The 22,456-nt window shown below is 63.1% G+C and carries 21 protein-coding genes and 1 tRNA gene; 8 read left to right on the top strand and 14 right to left on the bottom strand.

Annotated features, from left to right (window positions below; genetic code table 11):
• Nucleotides 1–40: 40 nt before the first annotated feature.
• Nucleotides 41–117: transfer RNA gene (locus tag HY836_RS12745), tRNA-Pro, on the bottom strand.
• 26 nt (nucleotides 118–143) lie between these two features.
• On the bottom strand, nucleotides 144–1,073 hold the full coding sequence (locus HY836_RS12740) for a polyprenyl synthetase family protein (protein WP_290676628.1): 930 nt from the start codon (nucleotides 1,071–1,073) through the stop codon (nucleotides 144–146).
• 196 nt (nucleotides 1,074–1,269) lie between these two features.
• Between HY836_RS12740 and HY836_RS12735 the strand changes: the two genes are divergently transcribed.
• On the top strand, nucleotides 1,270–2,571 hold the full coding sequence (locus tag HY836_RS12735; protein ID WP_290676528.1) for an FAD-dependent monooxygenase: 1,302 nt from the start codon (nucleotides 1,270–1,272) through the stop codon (nucleotides 2,569–2,571).
• Between the two features lie 24 nt (nucleotides 2,572–2,595).
• Here HY836_RS12735 and HY836_RS12730 read toward each other — a convergent pair whose 3' ends face one another.
• Both HY836_RS12730 and HY836_RS12725 read right to left on the bottom strand, forming a co-directional pair.
• Nucleotides 2,596–2,730 carry a hypothetical protein gene (locus HY836_RS12730; RefSeq protein ID WP_290676527.1) on the bottom strand — a complete coding sequence of 45 codons (135 nt, stop codon included), beginning with the start codon at nucleotides 2,728–2,730 and terminating at the stop codon, nucleotides 2,596–2,598.
• A 108-nt stretch (nucleotides 2,731–2,838) separates the two neighbouring features.
• Nucleotides 2,839–3,219, bottom strand: a complete 381-nt coding sequence (locus tag HY836_RS12725) for a hypothetical protein (protein ID WP_290676526.1) — start codon at nucleotides 3,217–3,219, stop codon at nucleotides 2,839–2,841.
• Between the two features lie 30 nt (nucleotides 3,220–3,249).
• On the opposite strand from HY836_RS12725, the gene HY836_RS12720 reads away from it, so the two are divergent.
• Together HY836_RS12720 and HY836_RS12715 are read left to right on the top strand one after the other, a co-directional pair.
• Nucleotides 3,250–4,566, top strand: coding sequence for a glutamate-5-semialdehyde dehydrogenase (locus HY836_RS12720; protein ID WP_290676525.1), 1,317 nt, complete (start codon nucleotides 3,250–3,252; stop codon nucleotides 4,564–4,566).
• Between the two features lie 110 nt (nucleotides 4,567–4,676).
• Nucleotides 4,677–5,420, top strand: a complete 744-nt coding sequence (locus tag HY836_RS12715) for a TSUP family transporter (RefSeq protein WP_290676627.1) — start codon at nucleotides 4,677–4,679, stop codon at nucleotides 5,418–5,420.
• Nucleotides 5,421–5,443: 23 nt separating this feature from the next.
• Here the strand turns inward: HY836_RS12715 and HY836_RS12710 are convergent, their stop codons facing one another.
• From HY836_RS12710 to HY836_RS12700, 3 genes are all read right to left on the bottom strand, one after another.
• A complete protein-coding gene (locus tag HY836_RS12710; RefSeq protein WP_290676524.1) occupies nucleotides 5,444–6,688 on the bottom strand; it encodes an SMP-30/gluconolactonase/LRE family protein in 1,245 nt (414 codons plus the stop codon).
• 72 nt (nucleotides 6,689–6,760) lie between these two features.
• Nucleotides 6,761–7,585, bottom strand: a complete 825-nt coding sequence (locus HY836_RS12705; protein WP_290676523.1) for a crotonase/enoyl-CoA hydratase family protein — start codon at nucleotides 7,583–7,585, stop codon at nucleotides 6,761–6,763.
• Nucleotides 7,586–7,691: 106 nt separating this feature from the next.
• Nucleotides 7,692–8,468, bottom strand: coding sequence for a ferredoxin--NADP reductase (locus HY836_RS12700; protein WP_290676522.1), 777 nt, complete (start codon nucleotides 8,466–8,468; stop codon nucleotides 7,692–7,694).
• A 183-nt stretch (nucleotides 8,469–8,651) separates the two neighbouring features.
• On the opposite strand from HY836_RS12700, the gene queC reads away from it, so the two are divergent.
• The 3 genes from queC to HY836_RS12685 all read left to right on the top strand — a co-directional run bounded on the left by queC (nucleotide 8,652) and on the right by HY836_RS12685 (nucleotide 11,981).
• Nucleotides 8,652–9,416 (top strand): 7-cyano-7-deazaguanine synthase QueC, encoded by a 765-nt coding sequence (gene queC / locus HY836_RS12695; protein ID WP_290676626.1) that lies wholly within the window; start codon nucleotides 8,652–8,654, stop codon nucleotides 9,414–9,416.
• Between the two features lie 66 nt (nucleotides 9,417–9,482).
• Entirely contained in the window at nucleotides 9,483–10,076 is a 594-nt protein-coding gene (locus tag HY836_RS12690; RefSeq protein WP_290676521.1) for a LemA family protein, read from the top strand.
• 18 nt (nucleotides 10,077–10,094) lie between these two features.
• Nucleotides 10,095–11,981 (top strand): M48 family metalloprotease, encoded by a 1,887-nt coding sequence (locus tag HY836_RS12685; RefSeq protein WP_290676520.1) that lies wholly within the window; start codon nucleotides 10,095–10,097, stop codon nucleotides 11,979–11,981.
• A gap of 24 nt (nucleotides 11,982–12,005) precedes the next feature.
• Here the strand turns inward: HY836_RS12685 and HY836_RS12680 are convergent, their stop codons facing one another.
• The 5 genes from HY836_RS12680 to HY836_RS12660 all read right to left on the bottom strand — a co-directional run bounded on the left by HY836_RS12680 (nucleotide 12,006) and on the right by HY836_RS12660 (nucleotide 15,158).
• On the bottom strand, nucleotides 12,006–12,680 hold the full coding sequence (locus HY836_RS12680) for a chalcone isomerase family protein (RefSeq protein WP_290676519.1): 675 nt from the start codon (nucleotides 12,678–12,680) through the stop codon (nucleotides 12,006–12,008).
• 26 nt (nucleotides 12,681–12,706) lie between these two features.
• Nucleotides 12,707–13,792: a transporter gene (locus HY836_RS12675; protein WP_290676518.1), complete on the bottom strand. Its 1,086-nt coding sequence runs from the start codon at nucleotides 13,790–13,792 to the stop codon at nucleotides 12,707–12,709.
• 201 nt (nucleotides 13,793–13,993) lie between these two features.
• The gene (locus tag HY836_RS12670) at nucleotides 13,994–14,263 is read right to left on the bottom strand and encodes an HPr family phosphocarrier protein (RefSeq protein WP_290676517.1); all 270 of its coding nucleotides are present in this window, start codon (nucleotides 14,261–14,263) and stop codon (nucleotides 13,994–13,996) included.
• A complete protein-coding gene (locus tag HY836_RS12665; RefSeq protein ID WP_290676516.1) occupies nucleotides 14,232–14,693 on the bottom strand; it encodes a PTS fructose transporter subunit IIA in 462 nt (153 codons plus the stop codon). Before HY836_RS12665 ends, HY836_RS12670 begins: the two co-directional genes overlap by 32 nt.
• Before the next feature lie 21 nt (nucleotides 14,694–14,714).
• Nucleotides 14,715–15,158 carry a hypothetical protein gene (locus tag HY836_RS12660; RefSeq protein WP_290676515.1) on the bottom strand — a complete coding sequence of 148 codons (444 nt, stop codon included), beginning with the start codon at nucleotides 15,156–15,158 and terminating at the stop codon, nucleotides 14,715–14,717.
• A gap of 295 nt (nucleotides 15,159–15,453) precedes the next feature.
• Between HY836_RS12660 and HY836_RS12655 the strand changes: the two genes are divergently transcribed.
• Nucleotides 15,454–16,605, top strand: coding sequence for a hypothetical protein (locus tag HY836_RS12655; protein ID WP_290676514.1), 1,152 nt, complete (start codon nucleotides 15,454–15,456; stop codon nucleotides 16,603–16,605).
• 45 nt (nucleotides 16,606–16,650) lie between these two features.
• On the opposite strand, the gene HY836_RS12650 is transcribed toward HY836_RS12655, so the two are convergent.
• A complete protein-coding gene (locus HY836_RS12650) occupies nucleotides 16,651–17,127 on the bottom strand; it encodes a TlpA disulfide reductase family protein (RefSeq protein ID WP_290676513.1) in 477 nt (158 codons plus the stop codon).
• 52 nt (nucleotides 17,128–17,179) lie between these two features.
• Here HY836_RS12650 and HY836_RS12645 point away from each other — a divergent pair, with 52 nt between their 5' ends.
• The gene (locus tag HY836_RS12645; RefSeq protein WP_290676512.1) at nucleotides 17,180–17,878 is read left to right on the top strand and encodes a DUF4197 domain-containing protein; all 699 of its coding nucleotides are present in this window, start codon (nucleotides 17,180–17,182) and stop codon (nucleotides 17,876–17,878) included.
• Here the strand turns inward: HY836_RS12645 and HY836_RS12640 are convergent.
• Nucleotides 17,853–22,328 (bottom strand): YhdP family protein, encoded by a 4,476-nt coding sequence (locus HY836_RS12640; RefSeq protein WP_290676511.1) that lies wholly within the window; start codon nucleotides 22,326–22,328, stop codon nucleotides 17,853–17,855. The genes HY836_RS12645 and HY836_RS12640 overlap by 26 nt on opposite strands.
• Between the last annotated feature and the right edge of the window lie 128 nt (nucleotides 22,329–22,456).

Genomic DNA, 22,456 nt, shown 5'->3' with positions numbered 1-22,456 from the left:
GAGTTATCTCGATAAATGATTGATTCAGAAGGAGAATTTTTGGTCGGGGTGAGAGGATTCGAACCTCCGGCCTCTACGTCCCGAACGTAGCGCTCTACCAGGCTAAGCTACACCCCGATCTGATCGATTACAACGCGTTGAAATCAAGCGTGTCGGTTGATCGAATCGAAGGCCAATTGTAGCAAAGCATCCCGGTATTCAGACTCGGGCAGCTTGGCCAGCGCGGCCTTGGCGCGCTCAGCCTGAACGTGCGCGGCTTCGCGTGTGGCGTCCAGCGCACCGGTAGCGCGCACCACTTCCACGATGTCATGCATGCGCTCGACTTCGCCATTGAAAATGGCGTTGCGGATCATTTCGCGCTGCTCGGGCGTGCCACGCGACATGGCCACCAGCACGGGGAAGGTTGGCTTGCCTTCACGCAGGTCGTCGCCCACGGTCTTGCCGAGTTCTTCGGTAGAACCATCGTAGTCCAGCAGGTCGTCGATCAGCTGGAAGGCCGTGCCCAGGGCGCGCGCATAGGCACCACAGGCGTCTTCGATGTCCTGAGGCGCATCAGACACGATGGCGGCCAGGCGGGCGGTTGCTTCGAACAGGCGCGCCGTCTTGTACTCGACCACCAGCAGGTAGTCATCCACCGTGATGTCGGGGTCGTGCATGTTCATCAACTGCAGCACTTCACCTTCGGCGATCACGTTGGTCGCTTCGGCCAGCAGCTCCATCACGCGCATGCGTTGCACGGAGACCATCATCTGGAAGGCGCGCGAATACAGGAAGTCGCCCACCAGGATGCTGGGCGCATTGCCGAACATGGCGTTGGAGGTCTTGCGACCACGGCGCAGGTCGGACTCGTCCACCACGTCATCGTGCAGCAAGGTGGCGGTGTGGATGAACTCCACGATGGCCGCCAGCTCGAAACGCTGCGGGTTGGTGCAGCCCAGCGCGCGGGCGATCAGCACCAGCAACATCGGGCGCAGACGCTTGCCGCCGGCGTTGACGATGTAATGCGAAATCTGATTGACAAGGGCCACCTCGGACGCCAGTCGGCGGTGGATAACCTGATCGACCTCTACCATTTCAGGGGCAGAGAGGATGCGATAACTGGCTTGTGGGGCGGAGATGGAGGTCACGCTATAAGCAGACTAAAGAAACCTGCTGACGCAGGCAAAACAAGGTGCACTGAAGGGAGATTATAGGAAGCAGACGGCGCCCGCCCCAAGTCGGGGCTGAATCCTTTCAGAAACAAGGTGCAAAGCGGCGGACAATAAACCCATGAACACGTCCATTCCGAACAAGGCGACGCCCGCAAACGCCCTCCGTCTGGCCATCATCGGCGCAGGCCCCGCCGGCCTCAGCCTGGCCCTGCAAGCCGCCCAGGCCCTGCCACAGGCCCACATCACCGTTTTTGATGCCCGCCCCGCCGACAAGGATGTTTCCGGCGACGCCCGCACCCTGGCCTTGTCTCAAGGCACCGTGCAGGAGCTGCAACGCATGGGCGTGTGGGATGCCATCGAGGCCACCGGCCGCAGCGCCCCCATCCTGCAAGTGCATGTCTCGCAACAACAACCCACCGTGTTGTGGCCGGGCGAGCAGCAACCTGAAGTGCGCATCACGGCCCGCGAACAAGGCGTGCCGCAACTGGGCGCCGTGGTCAGCTACGGCACCCTGGTCGCCCCGCTGCAACAGGCTTGGTTGACCCAGGTCGATGCCGACGAGCACCGATGCGCCATGCGTTTTGGCACGCCGGTGCGCGGCCTCAAGAACCTGGACACGGGCATCGAAGTGGATGCCGACATCGCCGAGCAGTTCGATCTGGTCGTGGTGGCCGAAGGTGGCGTGTTCGCCGATCAGGCCAAACTGAGCTGGCCCCATGGCGTCAGCCACGATTACCAGCAAACCGCCTGGGTCGGCCAGGTGTTGCTGGAGGACGATGGCCAGCCCGGCACGGCGTTCGAGCGCTTCACCACATCAGGCCCTGCGGCCTTGCTACCTCTGCCACCCGGCCCGGTCGTGCCCGGCGGCCCCAGCGGTCGGCGTGCGGCGCTGGTCTGGTGCGTACAACAAGGCGATGACCCGGTGCGCGCACTCAACGACGAGCAGCGCCTGACCCTGCTCAACACCATCTTCCACCCCGCGGTGGGCCGCATCAAACAGTTGTCAGCCTTGAAGGATTTCCCGCTGGGGCTCAACGCGCACCGCCAACTGGTCAACGAGCGCGCCATCGTGCGCATCGGCAATGCGGCGCAGACCCTGCACCCGGTGGCAGGCCAAGGCTTCAATCTGGGCATGCGGGATGTGCACGAGCTGCTGGAAGCACTCAAGCGCACGGTATGGGCTGTGGAGGATGACACCCCCACCAGGCAGATGAAGGTGGAGCGCGCCTTGAGGCAGTTTCAGCGTCGACGCCAGCCTGATCGCTGGGCCCTGCTGGCCACCACGGACTTCCTGGCGCGCAGCTTCACCTGGCCGGCGCCGGCACTGGCCACCTTGCGGGGCCTGGGGCTGGGTGCCGTCGGCAACCTCAGCCCGGTCAAGCGGCTGATCGCGCGCTCGATGATGTTCGGCTGGCGCTGACAGCGGCCCCAGCCAGATATCAGCTCAACGCAGGGCGACGTAGACCACGGACAGGTTGTCTGCCTCACTCAATTCAGGCACGGCTTGCGATTGCGCCATGTACAGCGCCAGGGCAGCCAGGGCGGCGAACAGGGTGTTTTGCAGCAGCTTCTTGCGCATGATTCGGCTCCTCGTTGGGAATGCCTTCATGCTATGAAAACGCCGCCCCGACCAAATCGTGAGAACGCGGGCGGAAGCAGCGCTGTTTCAAATCTCAGGTGCCGAACTTCATGGTCTGCGGCCGCCTCGGGCACTCGCAGACGCTTCGCTGGCCTCCTCGCCCTCTGAAGCCGCCTGCGCCACCTCCAGGCTGGCATCACAGCCACTGCCTGCCGAGATCATCCGCCGTGCCCAGCGCAGCCACAGCGCCCTGGGCCAGCGGCGCCACCAGGCCTGATCCGCCTCTACCGCCACCCCCAGCAAACCACAGCGGTAGCACCCTGACTCGCCAGACCACACCAGCGCCGCACACGCGCCATGGCGCCTGCGGCTGACGATCACCCCCACCGGGCAAGGCTCGGCCAGACAGCACACCCCGCAGCCATTGCAGGGCGCGCCCTGTGCCGGTTTGGGCGGCGCTTCAGGGTGAATGTGAATGATCTGGTGCATGAGTTGCAGAGTTTGAGACAATCTTGCCTTATGAACACCGCGACATCTTCATCTTCCGCCGACGTGACCGCCAACCAGTCGGTCGAACAGTACATGAACGCCGTGGGCCAGGCCGCCCGTACCGCCGCTGCCGTGATGGCCGCCGCACCGACGGCCGCCAGGAACAACGCCCTGCTGGCGCTGGCCGGCCAGATCCGCGCCCATGCCGGTGAACTCAAGGCCCGCAACGAGGCCGACATCGTCGCCGCCGAGAAAAACGGCCTGGCCGCCCCCATGGTCGATCGCCTGCGCCTGACCGACAAGGTCATCGAAACCATGGCCGAGAGCTGCGAACAGGTCGCCGCCCTGCCCGACCCCGTTGGCGAGATCACCAACATGCGCCGCCGCCCCACCGGCATCAGCGTGGGCCAGATGCGTGTACCCATCGGCGTGTTCGGCATGATCTACGAATCGCGCCCCAACGTCACGATCGAAGCCGCTTCGCTGGCCATCAAGAGCGGCAACGCCTGCGTGCTGCGCGGTGGCTCCGAAGCCATCCACTCCAACCTGGCCTTGTGGAAGCTGGTGCAAGCCGCCCTCACCCAGGCCGGCCTGCCCGCTGACGGCGTGCAACTGGTGCAAACCACCGACCGCGCCGCCGTGGGCCAGCTGATCACCATGCCGCAGTATGTGGACGTGATCATCCCGCGTGGCGGCAAGGGCCTGATCGAGCGCATCAGCAAGGAAGCGCGCGTGCCCGTGATCAAGCACCTGGATGGCAACTGCCACACCTATGTCGACAGCGAAGTCGATCTGGATCTGGCCGTGAAGGTGACGGACAACGCCAAAACGCAGAAGTACAGCCCCTGCAACGCCACCGAATCACTGCTGGTGCACGTGAACCAGGCCGCCAGCTTCCTGCCCCGCATCGGCGCCGTGTTTGCGGCCAAGGAAGTCGAGATGCGCGCTTGCCCACGCGCGAAGGCCATCCTGGCCGATGTGTCCGGCGCCAAGGTGGTCGATGCCACCGAGCAGGACTGGTACGAGGAATACCTCGCGCCCGTGATCGCCGTGAAGGTGGTGGACACGCTGGACGAGGTCATCGCCCACATCAACAAATACGGCTCGCACCACACGGACTCGATCCTCACGACCAACCACCCCAACGCGATGCGCTTCATCCGCGAAGTGGATTCGGCCAGCGTGATGATCAACGCGTCCACGCGCTTTGCCGATGGTTTCGAGTACGGTCTGGGCGCCGAAATCGGCATCAGCACGGACAAGTTCCATGCACGCGGCCCGGTAGGCCTGGAAGGTCTGACCTCGCTGAAGTTCGTGGTGCTGGGTCAAGGTGAAGTGCGCAACTGAGCTGCCGGCTGACAAGACCCGACACAAGCCCGGTTTCACGCCGGGCTTTTTCTTGACCTGATGAAACGCGACCGCACGTGCTGGACCTCACCCCGCTCAACATCGGCCTGATGCTGATCGCCTCCGCCGGCGCCGGCCTGGTCGACGCCATCGTGGGCGGCGGCGGGCTGATCATCGTGCCCTCGCTGTTCGGACTGTTCCCCCAAGCCGTGCCCGCCACCCTGCTGGGCACGAACAAGGCAGCCTCCATCTGGGGTACCGGCTGGGCGGCCTGGCAATACGCCAAACAAGTCACGCTACCGTCGTCCAGGTTGATGGGTGCCATCGTGGCGGCCATGGTGGGCGGGCTGATCGGAGCCTGGCTGGCCACGCTGGTGCCGGCATCGCGTTTTCGGGCGATGCTGCCCATCGTACTGACCGCCGTATGGCTCTACACCCTGTGGCGCAAGGACATGGGGCGCCATCACGCGCCACATTGGTCACCACAAACGGAAACGCTGCTGACCACAGGCATCGGCGCCAGCATCGGCTTTTACGATGGCATCTTCGGCCCCGGCACCGGCAGCTTCTTCGTGTTCGCGCTGGTGCGCGTGCTGGGCTGGGATTTCCTGCATGCCAGCGCCGGCGCCAAGCGTTTGAACTTCGCCACCAATGTGGCGGCGCTGGCCTGGTTCATTCCGCACGGGCATGTGGTGTGGGCACTGGCGCTGCCCATGGCGATGGCCAATGTGGCGGGCAGCGCGATCGGCACCCAGTTGGCCTTGCGCCATGGCGCGGGCTTCGTGCGGGGCGCCTTCCTGATCGTGGTGGGCGCGCTGATCCTCAAGACCGGCTGGGACGCCTGGTTGCGCTGAGCACGCCACCGCACCGGATCACCTCACTTGGGCGAGGCACCTTCCAGGTAGGACTCGACTTCTGCGCGCGGCACCTGCGGCCCCACATAGCGCAGCCAACCGATCGAATGCGCATGAAGGCTCTGGATGAAGAGTTTGCCATCCACCTCGGTGGCCGCAGTCGTTTCCGGGTAGGCGCCAGACGAATCCTGCAGGTCATCCACGGCCGTGCCATGCTCGTCATAGGCGATCACATGGCCATAGGCCTTGGGTACCGGCCACAGGAAACGCGGCAAGCGCAACGTGAGCTGACGCATGAAAGGATAGGTGGCCACCGCATCGATCACGGGGCTGCGCGGCTTGGTCAGCCCCACCCACAGGCGGTTGGACGCACTGCGCGTGAGGTTGTCAGGGAAGCCGGGCAGGTTGTCCACGAACACACGGGCGGCGCCTTGCTTCAAAGCCTGATCGAGCGTGGGCACGCCGTTGTCGCCCGCCGCCGTGCGCACCAGAGAGAGCTTGGCCAGGTCCACCGCGAGGATACGGTAAGTGCCCGTTTCCGACAGGTACATGGTTTTGCCATCACGTGAAAATTCAATGCCATTGGGGAAGCACATGCCTGAGATCGCCACGCGCGCCACCAACGTGGTGGGGTCCTGCGCGATGACGCGGCCCGTACAGCTGTGTTCCAGCACGTCCAGCACGCTGGCCTCGAAGGTGCTGCCCGATTCCTTGGCACCAAAGCGGCGCGAAGCATCGGTCAGCCAGATGATGCCGCCGGGGCCCACCTTGACCGCATCGGCGTAGCGCACGCGGTCATTGGCCACAGGGTGCGACACCTTGTCCAGCAGGGTTTCGACCTTGGCATCCACGCCACGACCCGAGACGCGCAACAAGCCCTTCATGGCATCGGCCACCAGCAAGCGGCCCTGGCCGTCCACATCCAGGCCCAATGGGCGCCCACCTGTGTTGACCACGACCTCAGGCTGCTGTCCATCGGTGTTGATCTTCAACACGTCACCATTGCTCAAGCCCGTGTAGAGCACGCCGCCATTGGCCACGATGAACTCGGGGCCTTCCTGGCCACTGGCCAGCGACAGTTGCTGCAGATCGGCCAGTTTCTGGTTGGGAGCATGCGCCCCCGTGTAGCCCGCATCCTTGGGTGGATGCCAGGCCACCGGATCAGCCGGCGTTGGCCAGAAAGCCAGATAAGCGACGAGTGCCACCACCGGCGTCCCCCAGGACACCAGCCAGTTGACCCGGCCATATTGCTTGTCGTTGCTGCGCATGTAGTTATGTCTCCTCAACGCCAGCAAGTGTCCATCAAATCCAAGCAAACCCGAACATTGTCCGTACCGCGCTTACAACTGGCGAGATTTGAAAGCTTTCAACTGAGGCTCGCTGCCCACACCGGCCTTGCTTCTGGCCTGTTCTCGTGCGAGGGCAATGCGTTGATTGGCGCGGCCCATCACCCGCCGCTGCCACAGGCGCTCGGCGCGCAAGGCCAGGTAATCGCCCGCACGCCAGGCTTGCTGCAGCAGGAACTTGCCAGCTGCCACGCTGTCAGGCGAACGGGTGGCGATCTCGGCGGCCAGTTGCTGCGCGTGGGCCATCGGGTCATCACTCAGGTGCGTCACCAGACCCAGGGCATGGGCTTCCTGGCCTGAGATCACACGGCCAGTGAAGGTCAGTTCCTTGGCCACGTCGATGGGCACCAGCTCGCGCAGCAAGGCGATGCCGCCCATGTCAGGCACCAGGCCCCACTTGGCTTCCAGCAAGGACAGCTTCGCGTCTGGCCGGCAGATGCGGATGTCGGCCCCCAGCGCCAGTTGCAGGCCCGCGCCAAAGCAGTTGCCCTGCACGACGGCGATCACGGGCACCCCGACCTTGCGCCAGCCCACGCTCCAGCGCTGAAACTGATTCGCAAAGGGCCACAGCAATTGCGTGGCGCGCAGCAAGGTGCGCACAGGCTGGCTCATCGCCGTCTTGAAATCCAGCCCGGAGCAAAACGATGGTCCATCACCACTGAGGATGATGGCGCGCACCTGACGGTTGCGGCGCATCTTTTTTTGCGCGGCCAGCATGGCATCGAGCATGGGGAAGTCCATGCCATTGTGTTTGTCGGCCCGGTTGAGCACGACGTGCGCCACAGCGCCCTCCACACGAATCAGAACCCGGTCATTCATGAGCACAGACTCCCTTGGTGCGACACCACATCAGACGCACCATCACATGGACAAACGGGGTGCCCCATGCGGAACACCCCGTGATTCGAACTGGATCAGTCAGCGCTTATTTTTCAACGAAAGCGCGTTCGATCACGTAGTCGCCGGCTTCGCCTTGAGAGGGCGAGATCTTGAAACCACGCTCATCCAGGATCTTGCACAGGTCGGTCAGCATGGAGGGGCTGCCGCACATCATGGCGCGATCGGTATGAGGGTTGAGCGGCTGCATGCCCAGATCGGCGGCCATCTTGCCGTTGACGATCAGGTCGGTCAGGCGGCCCTGGTTGCGGAAGGGCTCACGGGTGACCAGCGGGTAGTAAAGCAGCTTGTCGCGGACCAACTCGCCCAGCAGTTCGTGGTCAGGCAGCTCCTGCGTGATGTAGTCGTGATAGGCCAGCTCGCTCACGGTACGCACGCCGTGCACCAGCACCACCTTGTCGAACTTCTCGTAGGTGTAGGGGTCCTGGATGATGCTCATGAACGGCGCCAGGCCCGTGCCGGTGCCGAACAGGTAGAGGTTGGGCGCGGGCTTGAGGTCGTCCACGACCAAGGTGCCCACGGCCTTGCGGCTGACCAGGATCTTGTCGCCGACCTTCAAATGCTGCAGGCGCGATGTCAGAGGGCCGTCCTGCACTTTGATGCTCAGGAACTCCAGATGCTCTTCGTAGTTGGCACTGGCGACCGAGTAGGCGCGCATCAGGGGCTTGCCATTGACTTCCAGACCGATCATCACGAAATGGCCGCTGGCAAAGCGCAGCGCCGGATCACGGGTGGTCTTGAAGCTGAACAGCGTGTCGTTCCAGTGATGGACGTGGGTGACGGTCTCTTGGTTAAACGCGGCCATATTGTGTGAGTCCTGCGGGTACGTGCGCCACGGCGTGTTGCCCTGGGTTGCCTGACGAAAACCCTATATTCTCCCCCATATCTGCGCTGTGTGCAGACCGCCCCCGCGTATCCGGGGCCGTATCCGTGGCCTTTTGGCGGGCATAAGCTATGCTCGAAAAGTCATATGGCGCCCATGCGACCGCTGCGCCACGCTGCCCGCCTCATTCACATCCTGAAATCGACCGTGACCTGTTCTGCCTCCGCCCTTGACCCACGCACCGCCCTCGTCGTGTTTTCCGGCGGACAGGACTCCACGGCCTGCCTGGCCTGGGCCCTGTCGCGCTACAGCCGCGTCGAAACCATCGGCTTCGACTACGGGCAGCGTCATCGCGTGGAGCTGGACTGCCGCGTGCACGTGCGCACCGAACTGGCCCGCGCCTTCCCGCAATGGGCACCACGCCTGGGCGAGGACCACATGCTGGACCTGGGCCTGCTGGGTCAGATCTCCGACACGGCACTCACCGAATCGCGCGCCATCGAGATGCAGGCCAATGGCCTGCCCAACACCTTTGTGCCTGGCCGCAACCTGCTGTTCTTGAACTTCGCCGCCGCACTGGCCTACCGCCGTGGCGCATCGGTGCTGGTGGGCGGTATGTGTGAAACCGACTACTCCGGCTACCCCGACTGCCGTGACAACACGCTCAAGGCCTTGCAAGTGGCCATCAGCCTGGGCCTGGACAGCCCCATGACCATCGAGACCCCGCTGATGTGGCTGACCAAGGCTCAAACCTGGCAGCTCAGCCACGATCTGGGTGGACAGGCGCTCAACGAGCTGATCATCGAGCACACGCACACCTGCTACCTGGGTGATCGCCAGCATCGCCATGCCTGGGGCTACGGTTGCGGCACGTGCCCTGCTTGCCAGCTTCGTCAGGAAGGTTACGAGTCGTTCGCGCGACAGGCCTGACATGCCGATTGCCTGTAAAGTGCACGCGACTCGACCGGCACGAACCGGCACGCAAGGGACCGCATCTTGACCACCACCAACATCCTCATCCTCGTCGTCGTTGCCCTGCTGCTCTTTTGGGCAGTGGGCGCCTATAACCGCCTGATCCGGCTGCGCAACGAAATCGGCAATGCCTTTGCCCAGATCGACGTGCAGTTGAAGCGTCGGCATGACCTGATCCCCAATCTCGTCGAAGTGGCACGCAAATACATGGAACACGAACGCGAGACGCTGGAGCGCGTCACGGCGGCACGCGCGCAGGTGATCGCTGCCACGGACCTGGTCAAATCGAAGCCCAATCAGTCCGGCCCCATCATGAGCCTGGGCATGGCCGAAGGCGTGCTGTCCAGCGCCATGGGCCGCTTCAACGCCGTGATGGAGTCCTACCCGGAGCTCAAGGCCGACCAGCGCCTCAAGGACCTCAGCGAAGAGTTGACCCACACCGAGAACAAGGTCGCCTTCTCTCGCCAGCTGTTCAATGACGCCTCGCTGGACTACAACAACGCCGCCCAGCAGTTCCCGACCAATGTCGTCGCCAGCCTGTTCAGTTTTCAGGAAGCGGCCATGCTGCAGGCCACCAGCTCCGAGGCGGAACGCAACCCCGTCAAGGTCAGTTTCTGATCCATCGCCTGGCTTGTCATGCAGTTCCGACAACATCAGCGTGCCGCTCACATCCGCACAGCCCGGCTCATCGGGCTGTTTGTCTTGCTGCTGCTGGCGCTCTCGATCACCGTCAACCTCCTGCAAGCCCTGCTCTACAAGCTGCTCCTGCCTTTCAGCGTTGGCTTTCCTGCACTCTTCTTCGAAACCAATACCGGGCTGGTGCTGCTGTTCGTGCTGGGCGGCTGCGTCGTCGAGGCGCAACGCCTGCGTGACGGCGGCGGCCCCCGCGTGGCGCACTGGCTAGGCGGCAAGGAAGTGCGCGATCCCGACGACGCCACCGAACGCCGCCTGCTCAATGTGGTCGACGAGATGGCGCTGGCCAGCGGCCAGACCGTGCCTCGCGTCTACGTGCTGCACAAGGAAGACGCCATCAATGCCTTCGTGGCCGGCTGGGGCCCTGAAGACCTCGTGCTGTGTGTGACACGTGGCGCGCTCGATCGCCTCACCCGCGCCGAACTGCAAGGCCTGGTGGCGCATGAGTTCGGCCACATCAAGGAAGACGACCTGCCCCTGGCCATGCGCGTGTTATCGCTCGTGTGGGGGCTGTCGCTGGTTCACGGTTATGGGCAGAACCTGATGGCACCCGATGACAAAGGCCATGTGGGCCCGATGTCATGGTTGATCGGCCTCGTGTTTTCAATCACGGGCTGGCTGGGCTGGATGGCAGGCCGGATGCTGCAAGCGGCCGTATCTCGCCAGCGAGAATTTCTAGCGGATGCGTCGGCCGTGCAATTCACGCGTTCGCGAGATGGCCTGGGCAACGTGCTGCGCAAGCTCTGGCATGACCAACAGGTACTGGCCGGGCACATGCGCCACCCGGCTGCTGGCATGGTCTCCTACCTGCTCATGAACGAGCCTGGCCCAGCCAGTTGCATGTCGAGCCACCCCCGCCTGTCGGAACGCATCCGTCGGGTCTGCGGCACGGTCTTGCCGCCCATGCCTGCGCCCCTGGTGCGCATGGACGTGGTCGAGCCCCGGATGCCCCCCGGCGGCGGGCTCGCTCTGGCCGCCAGCCCCAGCCTGCCAGTGCCTGCGCTCACTGCGGCACAGATCCGTCAACGCCAGGAAGCCAACAGCCGAGAAGCACTGAGCCGCTTGCAGCACTTGGTAGGCCCGACCGAACGCCGCGTCATCACCCTTGCCTTGATGATGGACACCCACAATGAACGTGAATGCAAGCTGTGGCACCACATGGCCGAGGGTGTGCATGACGCGAAACGCATCCTTGAAGACGTTGCTGCACTGAGCCCCAACCGACGCGTACCGGAATTTGAACGCCTGACAGCCAGCATCGCCAGCGATCCGATCGAACACCGACGCACCCTGGTTGAAAGCGCGCGAGACCTGCTGCGAGCCGATGGCAAAGTCAGCCCCCGAGAGCGCCTGTGGTGGCTGGCATTGCGCCATCGCGTCAACGAGCGCCAGAACCGCCAGGCCTTCATGCGCCCGACCACGGGCCAAGGGCATGAGTTGCTGGACATGAGCCTGGATCAACTGAACCATGTCACCGCCCTGACCACCTACATGGCCCGCTTCATTCCGATGGACGAATCGAGCACGGGCCTGGCACCGACAGGGCTGGCCTGGTTCAAAGGCGTGATGACGCGCTGCGGCAGGACGGGCGACATGGCCCCCGGCCCGTCACCGGATGCGGACGCACTCATGCACGCGCTGGCTGGCGTGCAGGAACTGTCATGGATGATGCGGCCCCTGCTGCTCAAAGCCTGGGTGGAAGAGGCTGTCAATCACAGCAAGCAAGGCGTGTTGTCAGACCAGACGGCCGATGCCCTGCGGTTGGCAGCGGGCTTGATTGATGCCCCGCTGCCCCCCATGCTGGAAGCGCACTACCCCACCAAGCCCTGACCTGCGTCAGGAGCATGCGGTCGGTCAGTTGTCAGCGTCTCTGCTGCCAGCCTTGGGCAATCTGGTCAAGCCGAGCAAGCCGTTGCGCAAATCGTCAGGCGCAGCCTGGCCAATGTACATGCGCATGTAGATCTGATAGGCCAGCTCATCCTTGATGGACATGACGGTGCCGCCATCACCCGTCAAGGCTTTGCCGTTGTGCGTGGCCATCCAGCCAGTCCCGGGGACCCAATCCAGATTGACCACGTCGCCCTTGGAAACGCGCTTGACGTTCGAGTACGCCGCACCAATCTGACCAATAGGCCCGATCAGCTTCTTGAACTCATCTTCCGTGGCCGACTGCTTGAAGTCGGACAGGAAGATGCGGGTGATGGTCGACGAGGTGAACTCGCGCAGGATGTTCAACTGGATACGGCGAACACCGTCGAGCTTGTAGATGGCCTCCGGCGTGGTGCGCTTTTCTGGCAAGTACAAGGCCGTCACATCGGCCTTGAAATAACCACGCTTGCGCACAGCAGCGCCGTTTAGCACCAGCTTGTGGCCGTATGCCGTGACGGTTTCAGCCAGCTCCACCCCTTCCAGTTCCACAGCCGCATTCGCGGGTGCAGCCCAAGGCAGCAAGGTAGATGCTGCTGCGCCAGCCAGCAATTGGCGACGCAGCTTGTCAACAGGCTCGTTCTGATTCAAGTTGTCTGACATGAAGCCTCCAACCCGAGTAAGGGTGATTAAAGGGGCTTGGACACCGTCAACCAGAAGGCCTGGCCTTCCGTACGGTTGCGGGCATCGAATTCCTTGAGGAACTTGCCTTCCAGCAGCATTTCGCCACCGTTCTTCAACCAGCCAATGGCAGGGCCGGCGGCATTCACGCTGGCCTTGTTGCCGTTGATGATTTCCTTGGCCAAGGTCGGCGACAGGCCGGTCAGATCTTGCGTGTCCTTGGTGAACTGGCGCACGAAGTAGCCTTGAAGACCCACACGCACGTCATCGCTGACGAACTTCATGAGTTGCCAGTCCAGATTGAACATGTTGCCGGAGTAGTAACCGTTGTCCTTGTTGCGGGTGTTGAATGACAACACGCCACGAACACCCACGTCCCAACCATCCCCGATGAATGCGTATTGCACGGAGGGGCGGAAGGTCACGAAGTTGCCAAAACCTGGATTGACTCGCTGAGCGACGTTGTAGTCACCCGTAGGCAGCACGATGGTGGGCGCCAGGGTCACTGCCTGGTGATCACCGATCTCCCAGTGCAGCAAAGGCGAAAACTCCAGATCGCCGATGCCAACTTCGCTGCCATTTTGCGTGGCGGCCTTGCTCGCCAGCGCCTGATCCCACGTCACGCCACCACCTGATGGAACCAAACTCGATCCAATACCAGCAGGGGCGACCAGCCCAAAAGTGCCCTTGCGATGCACCAGCGGCAACATGACCGTGAACCCCACGTTCGCGCCCAAGAACCGAGCGGTGTCCAGATAGGTCACACGCGGCAAGAGTGCTTCACTGTCCACCTTGGCTGACGCTGTCGCCCGGAATGGCAGTGGCTGGCCAGTCAGCGGATTCGGAACGACTGACGTAGCCTGCTTGCCATCGTCGCCTTTGATCTTGCTGGCGTGATACGCCACCATCGGCATCTGCACGTACCAACCCGGCACCAAAGGCGTCGTCATGTCGCTGCCCCCCACACCAGGCGAGTAGCGTTGCAGCCCGTTTTCTGCCGCCAAGGCCTGCGAGGCACCAGCCAACGCCAGCACCAACGTGGACACCTTCATGAAGGAGGAAGCAGAAACAGAACGATTGCTGTGGCGGGCCATCACGACTCCTTGATACTTTCAAACTGACAGGCGGATATGTCCGGGTGGGATTTGACCCACTGTCCCGAATGGGGACACCTACTTTGCCCTGCCTTGCACCGAAACGGCTCAGGGCTGTATCGTACTAGCGACACAAAATGTCACACGCCCTGTGAACTTCGGCAAACCCCCGCCTGAATGAAGGGGGCGTTTCGTCAGGGTTTACTCGCCCTCACCGAACTTGTCGTTGATGAGTGCCACCAGGGCCTTGGAGGCATCTTCTTCCCGCGCACCGTCGCACTCCAGTTCAACGGTGGAACCCAGGCCGGCGGCCAGCATCATCACCCCCATGATGCTCTTGGCGTTCACGCGCCGGTCATTGCGGCTCATGTGCACCTCGCAGGGAAAACTGCTGGCCAGCTTGGTCAATTTGGCCGACGCACGCGCGTGCAGGCCGAGCTTATTGCTGATGGTGACGGTGGTCTTGATCATGTGAAGTAGGTTGACTGACCTGATTGTGGGGGCGGCTGGTGGCTATCTGCATGACCCCCTGCGTCCCACCTGCCACGGCACGGGTGATCAGGGTCTCCAGGGGTTCGCCCGCATAGTTCAACGCACGCCACAGCATCGGGACATTCGCCCCGGTGACCACCTTGACGTGCACGCCGTCTGCCAGGCGCTGCACGCAATTGCAGGGGGTCGCGCCAAAAACATCGGTCAGAACCAGGGCCTCTCCGCGTGCATCGCCTTCCACGACACGCGCCAGCAGCAAGCGCGCTTGCGCTTCAACCTCGTCGGGCGGCAAATTGGGCGGGACATCCAGTGCCTGCAAGCCTTCAGCCGCTTCCGGGAAGCAATGCTGCGCCGCCAACTTCAGAGCTGAAGCCAGTGGTGCGTGCGCAATGATGAAAAGGCCGGCCATACAGCTTGGATTATCGGCAACTCAGCCGGGAAATTGGAGACCGCGGAAAAATGCTTCCGCCACATCTTCACTTGTTTGGGCCTTGACCACCACGGCCGGCCGCCACACCGATGCCTGAAACACCGTCATTCCGTGGGAAAAATGCCACGTCCGAATGTCCATATCCAGGGGCCTGCCCAGTCCATCTGGCCGTTGAGCCTGAAATCGCCAGCCACGCGCCTGAGGCATCGGCGTCATGTGCGGGACCTGAATCGGCCCCAGATCGCTTTCCAACATGCCACGCCCCTGACTCGCGCCCTGATCAGCCATCTGCGAGGCAAGGCCCAGGTTGCGTCGCATCATCGCGCGCCACTCCAGCAAGGCAGAGGGCACCATCCCCGCATCCGGCAAGGTCACATAGCTGATCGCCCACGTCCCCTCTTCAGTCTGACAGGACAACATTCGCATGGTCACGGGCGTGGTCATGCCAGGCCAGGCCAGCTCGCGAGCATGCCTATCGGGCTTGCACGGGAACTGCGCCACCAGGCCATCGGCAGCCTCCGGCCGCACCTCACGCCAGTTCAAGGCGGGTGAACACGCCGACGCCAGCAAGGCGCACGTCAACCCAACAGCCAGTTGAAGCCTGGCCACAACGCGAAAACCTGAAGAAAACCTGATCATTTGCTCATTATGCAAAGGAGCGCCTTTGTCACCCATGCGTGGGATGGACAAGACTTCCGGACAGCGACAAGACTGGTCAGAGTACCAAAAACACCAGTCCATGAACGCCGTACCCGCCCCCCCTTTCAATGCGCCGCCTGAACTGCTCACTGGCGCGGAAGGTGACCAAGGCGACGAAGAACTCGCGTGCTGGCATGAACGCCTGGGGCAGGTGGGGCGCGAACTGGCAGAACCCCTGACCGCCGCCCTGGAGCGCGTCACCACTTTGACCACCACCGGGCGCATTGACCGCGCTGGCCTGCGCGCCCTGCGCGATGAGATCGACCGTGCCCGCCAGACGGGCATCTGGTGCCAGCAGATTGCCCGACTGGCGTCAGGTCGCATCCGCCAATCCCAGGAGCGCGTGCACCTCACCAACACGATTCAAAGTGTGCTGGCATACCGCGCCCGTGAGATGCACGCCCAAGGCCTCCAACTCAAACAATCGCTGCTGCCTATCGAGATTCAGGCCGATGCGTCCATGCTGTTTGGCCTGCTCAACGCACTGGTGGACTGGCTGCTGGACTGCGCCCACGGGACGGTGGAGTTGCGCCTGGCGATGCGCCAATGGCCGGCACGCGCACAACTGACTTGTGCCTTCCAGCATCACCCACCTGACGAGCCCGCCCCCTCAGGTGAGGCGCTCCAGGCGCGCATCAACAAGATGCACTGGCACCTGCTGGAGCAGACCGCACGCACACTGGGCCTGGTGTTTGATCGCCAGATCGACCCGTCTCGCATTCAATTGCATCTTGAATTTCCAGACACCATCGCGCCCATGGGCCAGCGGGATGACACACACGCGGACTCACACGGCTTTGCCGACTCGGTCAACTCCAAACCCCTGGCCGGCAGCCATGTGCTGGTGATCGCCTCACGCCGTGACTTGCGCTTGCAGATCGGTGAAGCGCTCAAATCCATGGGGCTGGTGCTGGACTTTGTTGGCTCGGTGCGCGAAGCAGCCGAGTTCTGCCGCGAAGGTTTGCCGCACGCCATCGTGTTCGAGAGCGAACTGCGCGCAAAGGCTTTCGATCAGCTGATCAGTGGCATCCGCGAGGAGGTGCCCGAGTTCGTGTTCATCGAACTGGCCAGAGAAGGCCGAACCTTCGACATCTCCACCATCAGCGCCACCGGCATGGCCCGAGTTGGGTGCGAAGGCCTCGGCAATGCGCTGCCCTCAGCCCTCGTGTACGAACTGTCTCGCGTGATGTAGCCATATCGGCGCACGCCGGCCCCCGATGGGGCAGATGGCGCCCGCTCAGCCGGCTTCTGCCAGCAATTGAGCCAGCAGGGCATGCAAGGCTGCAAAATCGGGCTCGCCCACATAGCGTTTGACGATGATGCCCTTCTTGTTGACCACCAACGTGGTGGGCGTCAACTGAACCTCGCCAAAGCCCTTTGCCAGATCGCCAGAATGGTCAATGGCCACACGAAAAGGCAACTGACGTGTCTGCGCAAACTGCATCACATACGCAGGCGGGTCATACTCCATGGCAATGGCGAGTGTTTCCAGGCCCTGGCCCCTGAACTTCTGGTACGTGGCCACGATCTGCGGCATCTCCTTGACACAGGTGCTGCAACTCGTGGCCCAGAAGTTGACCAGCATCACCTTGCCTTTGAGCTCGGAGAAGGTGTGTTGGCTGCCATCAAGCTGGGTAAACGTCAAATTGGGCGCGGCCTGTTGCGCGCCAGAGAAGCAGGCTGCCAGCAAGATGGGCAGCAAAAGTGTCAGCATTCGGCGGATCAAGCGCATCTTGGTCACCACGGGAAAGATCTGAGGATAGAAAATGAATCGTCGCACCGTATTGTCGTCGTCCTGGGCCACCTGTATCGGGCTGATCACACTGGAAGCCCTGCCTGCTACAGGGTGGGCCGCCCTTTTCAACCAGGCAGACGCCAGCGCCGCCTTGCGTGCCGCACTGGAGCGAGGCGCCCAGGTGGCCGTCAAGCAGCTTGGTGCGGCCGATGGTTTTCTCGCCAATGACAAGGTGCGTATCGGCCTGCCGGACGTGCTCGAAAAAGCGGCCCCCATTCTGCGCACGGTCGGGCGTGGCGCCCAGCTTGACGAGCTCATCACGTCCATGAACCATGCCGCCGAAAGCGCCGTCGCCCTGGCCCAGCCGCTGCTGATCCAGGCCATCAAGAGCATGAGCGTTCAAGACGCGCAGCGCATTGTGCAAGGTGGCGACAACGCTGTCACCGAGTATTTCACCAGCAAGACACGCGCGCCACTGAGCCAGAAGTTCATGCCGGTGGTCAGCAAGTCACTGGAGAAGCTGTCCATCACCAGGCAGTACAACGATCTGGCGGGCAAGGCCAGCAAACTGGGCCTGGTTCAGGGTGACATGGTGACCGTGCAGGATCACGTTACCCAGAAGGCGCTGGATGGCCTGTACTTCGTGATCGGTGAAGAAGAGCGCCGCATCCGCAAGGACCCGGTGGGCACGGGCAGCGCCCTGCTCAAGAAGGTTTTCGGGGCTTTGTGACTGTGGAAGGTGGCGCAGCGGCTGGCGCCAACGCTGGCGATGCTGCGCTGGGCGATGCGCCTCCTGCATCCGGAGAAGACGCCGCCAACGCACCCTTGCCGCCCACCTTCTCGACCTGAGGATCCGCCCAGGGCCCCGTCACACGGAACTCCTGGGTACCCGCGTCAGCCACCTGCTTGCGCAACAGCACTTGCGCAATGAAGGTACCCAGCCCGATGACCGGGTTGATGGCCGCATAAGCCAGCGACGCACCGCCTGCGTTGACCTCGGGCACCACATACACATGCAGGTTCTGCGTTTCATGCGCCAGGTCGGCCTGCCCCTCCATCAGCACCACAGCCTGCACGCCGCGCATGCGCAGATTGCGCGTGGTCGCCAGTCCCTGGCCGATCTTCACGTCGCCATCGATGCTGTCAAAGGCAAATCCTTGCTGGAACACATCGCGGAAGTCCAGCGTCAAACGCCGGGGCAAAGACTGCAAACTCAGCACCCCCAGCAGTTTGGCCATACCGGGGTCCACCTTGAGGAACTGCCCTTCGCTGATCTGCACGTTGACATCCCCGGTCATGGACAAGGCGTCTGGCTCCATGGGCGTCCCCAGCCAGCTGACCTGCCCGGTGAGTTTGCCCTTGCCCCCCTTGATGGTCTGAGGCAAGCCCAGTCGGGTCAAGAGGCCCCCGCTGTTTTGCAAGTCCAGGGTGAAGCTGAAAGCCGAACGCGGCTTGAGCTTGACGCCAGGACGGCGCGCGGCGCTTTGTGCACCCAACACGGTCCAGTTGCCGCTGGCGTTCAATTGCGCCTCAGGTGAACTCATGCGCAGTTTCGTCAAACGCCATTCGGGAACAGGCACCCCGCCCGCCACCGGTACCTGACGGTTGACCGCATCCACCTCCAGGCGCCCCAGTGGCAGCCCTCGCCATTCCAGTTGATCAATGATCACATCCAGCGCAGGCAAGGACGAAGACGAAGCGTCTGCAGACAACATTTGCTCGGCCGCACGCTCCTCCAGAGCCTGAGCCTCCGCGGCCGGAACCGACAGCCGAGACAGGCGCGCCACAACACGGCTGTTGGCGCCCCCACCCGTCGCCGGGGCGCTCTCCGGCATCCATTCAATGAGCCCAGCCACCTGCTGCGCATCCAGTTGCACACGCCAGACGCCCGGTGAAGGATGCGCCAAGGTACCGGACACATCCTTCAAGGTGCGTTGCTGGAACGTCAACGCCGATGTCTTGACGCTGACGCTGTCCGGCAGATAGGTTTCGGCCGCATCCGCCACCGCGCCAGCACGCGTCGATTCCGCAGATTTGAACAGGGCCGCCACCCCCGCCCAGGCATCCAGATCCAGTGCAGGCATCGCAATCTGCGCGGCCACGCCCTTGGCGGGCAGCGACTGCAGGCCCGTCGCTTCGCTCAAGCCAGCCTGAACAAGGCTGATCAAACCGCGAGACACCTTGGCGTGATCGCCACTGGTATCCCGGCGCAGATCCACCCGCAACCAGGGCACGGCGTTGGACGTCATCTGAAGCGCCTGCGGATTGCCCAGATCAACCACAATCGCGTCGCTCAAGCCTTGCGCATCCTCCAGCCGATGGGTGACACGCAAAGGCCAGACGGCCGATGCCGGCTTGTTCAAAGGGGCCGGCAAATTCGCCGCCATGCCCTGCAGATTCGAGCTGATCAGCACCTCAGGCAAGGCCCGCTTGCCCTGTGCATCGACACGCCCCATCGTGACGTTGACCGTGACCGGTGATTCTCCTGAAAAGCGCTGAGCAAGCTTTTGCAGGAAGGGAAACTCGCTCGCCTGACGCAAGCCTTCTGCAGACATCAAGCCCTGCGCCACAAAGCGCGTGGTGCCATCGGACGCTCTGCGCCCGTCCACATCCACCGCGTGCCCCCAAACGCGCGCTTTGGCCTTCACATTGAGGTCGGTTTCCGTGAAGCCGATCGTGCCTTGCAAGGCAGCAAACAATGGCAGAGAGGGGTTCAACCGCAAGCTGGCCCCGTCCCGCTCCAGCATCGACACCGTCCCTCTCAGGCGCGTGTCGTCCGCATGATCCAGCGGAATGTCGAGCGACAGGCGCATGGCGGCCGTGCCGTTTGACTGCGCCGCCCCCAGGACATTGTCCGTCCAGCGCCCGATAGGCGATGCGGACAAGAATCGCACCATGTCATTGAGCGGCCCTTCGCCTTGGCCCTTGATGGTCAGATGCGGATCCGCGTGCCCCAGGTCCTCGATGAGCCCTTCGACGTCATGCAAACCGAAGGTCCCCGAGCCCACATCACCCAGACGCCCCTTGGCATCCTTGATCTGCATGCGCTGCCCCTCGAACAGCAACAAGCCTTGCATCGAGGTGAACGCCGGCCAGTTGACCTGACGGGCATCGGCCTGCGTCCCCATCAGGCCCTGCGGCACGTAATCCAGGGACACATCACGCAAAGGCACCTTCACACGGAAGCGCCCCCCCTGATCGTCCTTGAAGGGGAACTCATTGAGGTCCCCCTCCACATCAAAAGACACCTTCTCACCCTGCCCGCTGCGCAAGGCCAACCTCACATAGTCGCGAGGCGCTTTAGGGATGGCCAGCGGCAAATAACGCCACACTTTGGCAGCGTCAGCACGGTCGAGCCGTCCCGTCAGACTTAACAGCCCCGGAAAGCGCGATACCACCTTGCCATCCAGCGCCGACAGCCCCGAGCCGGTTCGCCAATGCCCCTCCAGTTGCCCGCTGACATCGGCATTGGCAAAGCTGGCCTCGCTGACATCCACCTTCAATTCGGCGGGCAAACCTTTGACCCGCGAGGGCGAGATCGTCCACGACACCTTGGCCTGCAAGGCCTGAAGCGGAATGCGGGGCTCTTCAAACACACCGGGGAAGGCAATCCAGCCCTGCTTCACATCCAGATCGGCATGCCCCCCGGTCTCATCGGCCACGACGCTGACCGTCGCCTGATCCATGCCGGGACGGCTGTCCTTGGCAGAGGCAGCCCAACCCAGCCCATGCACACGGCCACTGGCCTTGTAACGTTGAGGCGACTCCAGCAGACCTTCCCAGCTCCACGCCAGTTGCGACACCACACCATGCGGCGCCACATCAGCCAGCGTAGCCCGAACTTTGGGGGCCAGCGGAAGCCGATCGGCCAACTGCGCCAGCAGATTCAGGTCAAGCCGATCAGCCTGCGCCTCGCCTCCCCTCGTCAAGCCCCACACGGCATCAGACAGGGCCTCAGGCCAAGGCGCATGCCGCCACACCAGACTACCGCTGCTGGCAGGCCAGACCAGGCCATCGCTCAACTGGAAGGTGAGCTTCTGGAACGACAAGGAGGAGGATTGCGCCTCATGCGACACCGCAACCTGACCGTCCAGGCGCCGAAACGCAAGCGGCGCCAATCCGCGGGCCAGCCTCACATTGACATCGCGCATGGCCACGTCCAGCTTCAAGCCGCTGGGCAAGCCCTTGCTCAGACTGAGGGTGGCCTGCATGGCGCCCCGCCCGCCTTCCACGTCGACAGGCAGCTTCACATGCTGCTTGAGCCGCTGCACGTCCACGAACGGCAACTCGGCGCTGATGGCCCCCGACCAGGTCATCCACTGGCTGGGCCGTGTGGCATCCAACTCCCAACGCTGCCACAAAGGCACGGACTCGCCATCCTTGACAGGCACGCCAGACGCCAGCCACAGCGGTTGCGTCATCGAAGCAGACACGTTGAAGCGCTGGCCGAACTCTGCCGGCGGCGTGGCGGAGACCGTCAGCTCGTGCAAACGCCGCCCCAACCCTGGCCGATTGCGCAGTGTCAGGTCCAGCTGCTGCAAGGCCAGCGTGGGCGCCCCCATCAGCTCGTCTGTCCAGCGTATCGTTCCCTGACGAATCTGGATGCGGGCCTGCGACAGCACCCAGTCGGTCGCAGCCGAGCCACCTGCCGCCCCCGAGGAGGGCGCGATTTTCAAACCCGCCACATGCCACTGGCCGGCGGCATCGCGCCGCACATCCAGCTCGGGCGCGACGATCACCAATTGATCCAGGCGCAACTCGCCATCCGCCAGCGCACGCGGCGACAGGGTCGACAGCGAGACGCGCGCCGTGACCTCAGGCAGACGCAAAGCCACCCGGCCTGCCGCATCCAGAAGTTGAACCTCGCGCAAGGACAAGGTGGGCCAGATACCATCAGCACGCCCGATGACCTTGCCAATGCGCACGGGCACCCCTATTGCTTGCGTGGCTTGCTCAGCCAGATCAAACCGCCACGAATCAATACGCGGCAAAATCTGAAGCAGCAAGACACCCCAGGCCAGCGCGGCCAGCAACAGCACAACGCCAGCCAGTATGGACAAACCCAGGACGACCCGACGCCCCACCCGCCCCAAGGTCAAGGCAGAAGCTCTGAGGACGCCGCGCTGGCTGGTTCTGGTGCCGGCCTGGCGCTGGTTGAACGGTTCGGGGGGCAATGACATGAAAGAAGGGTTGCATCAGTCGAACCACCTACATTTCAGGCCACTCTGGTGCCCTACCATCGCATTGAGGTACAGCATCAGGGATCGACAACCGATAACCCTAGCACAGACCACCACGTCGGCCCCTT

It is taken from the genome of Aquabacterium sp., from assembly GCF_016234775.1.
Classification (GTDB): domain Bacteria; phylum Pseudomonadota; class Gammaproteobacteria; order Burkholderiales; family Burkholderiaceae_C; genus Aquabacterium.
This window is presented reverse-complemented; position numbering and strand designations above follow the sequence as displayed.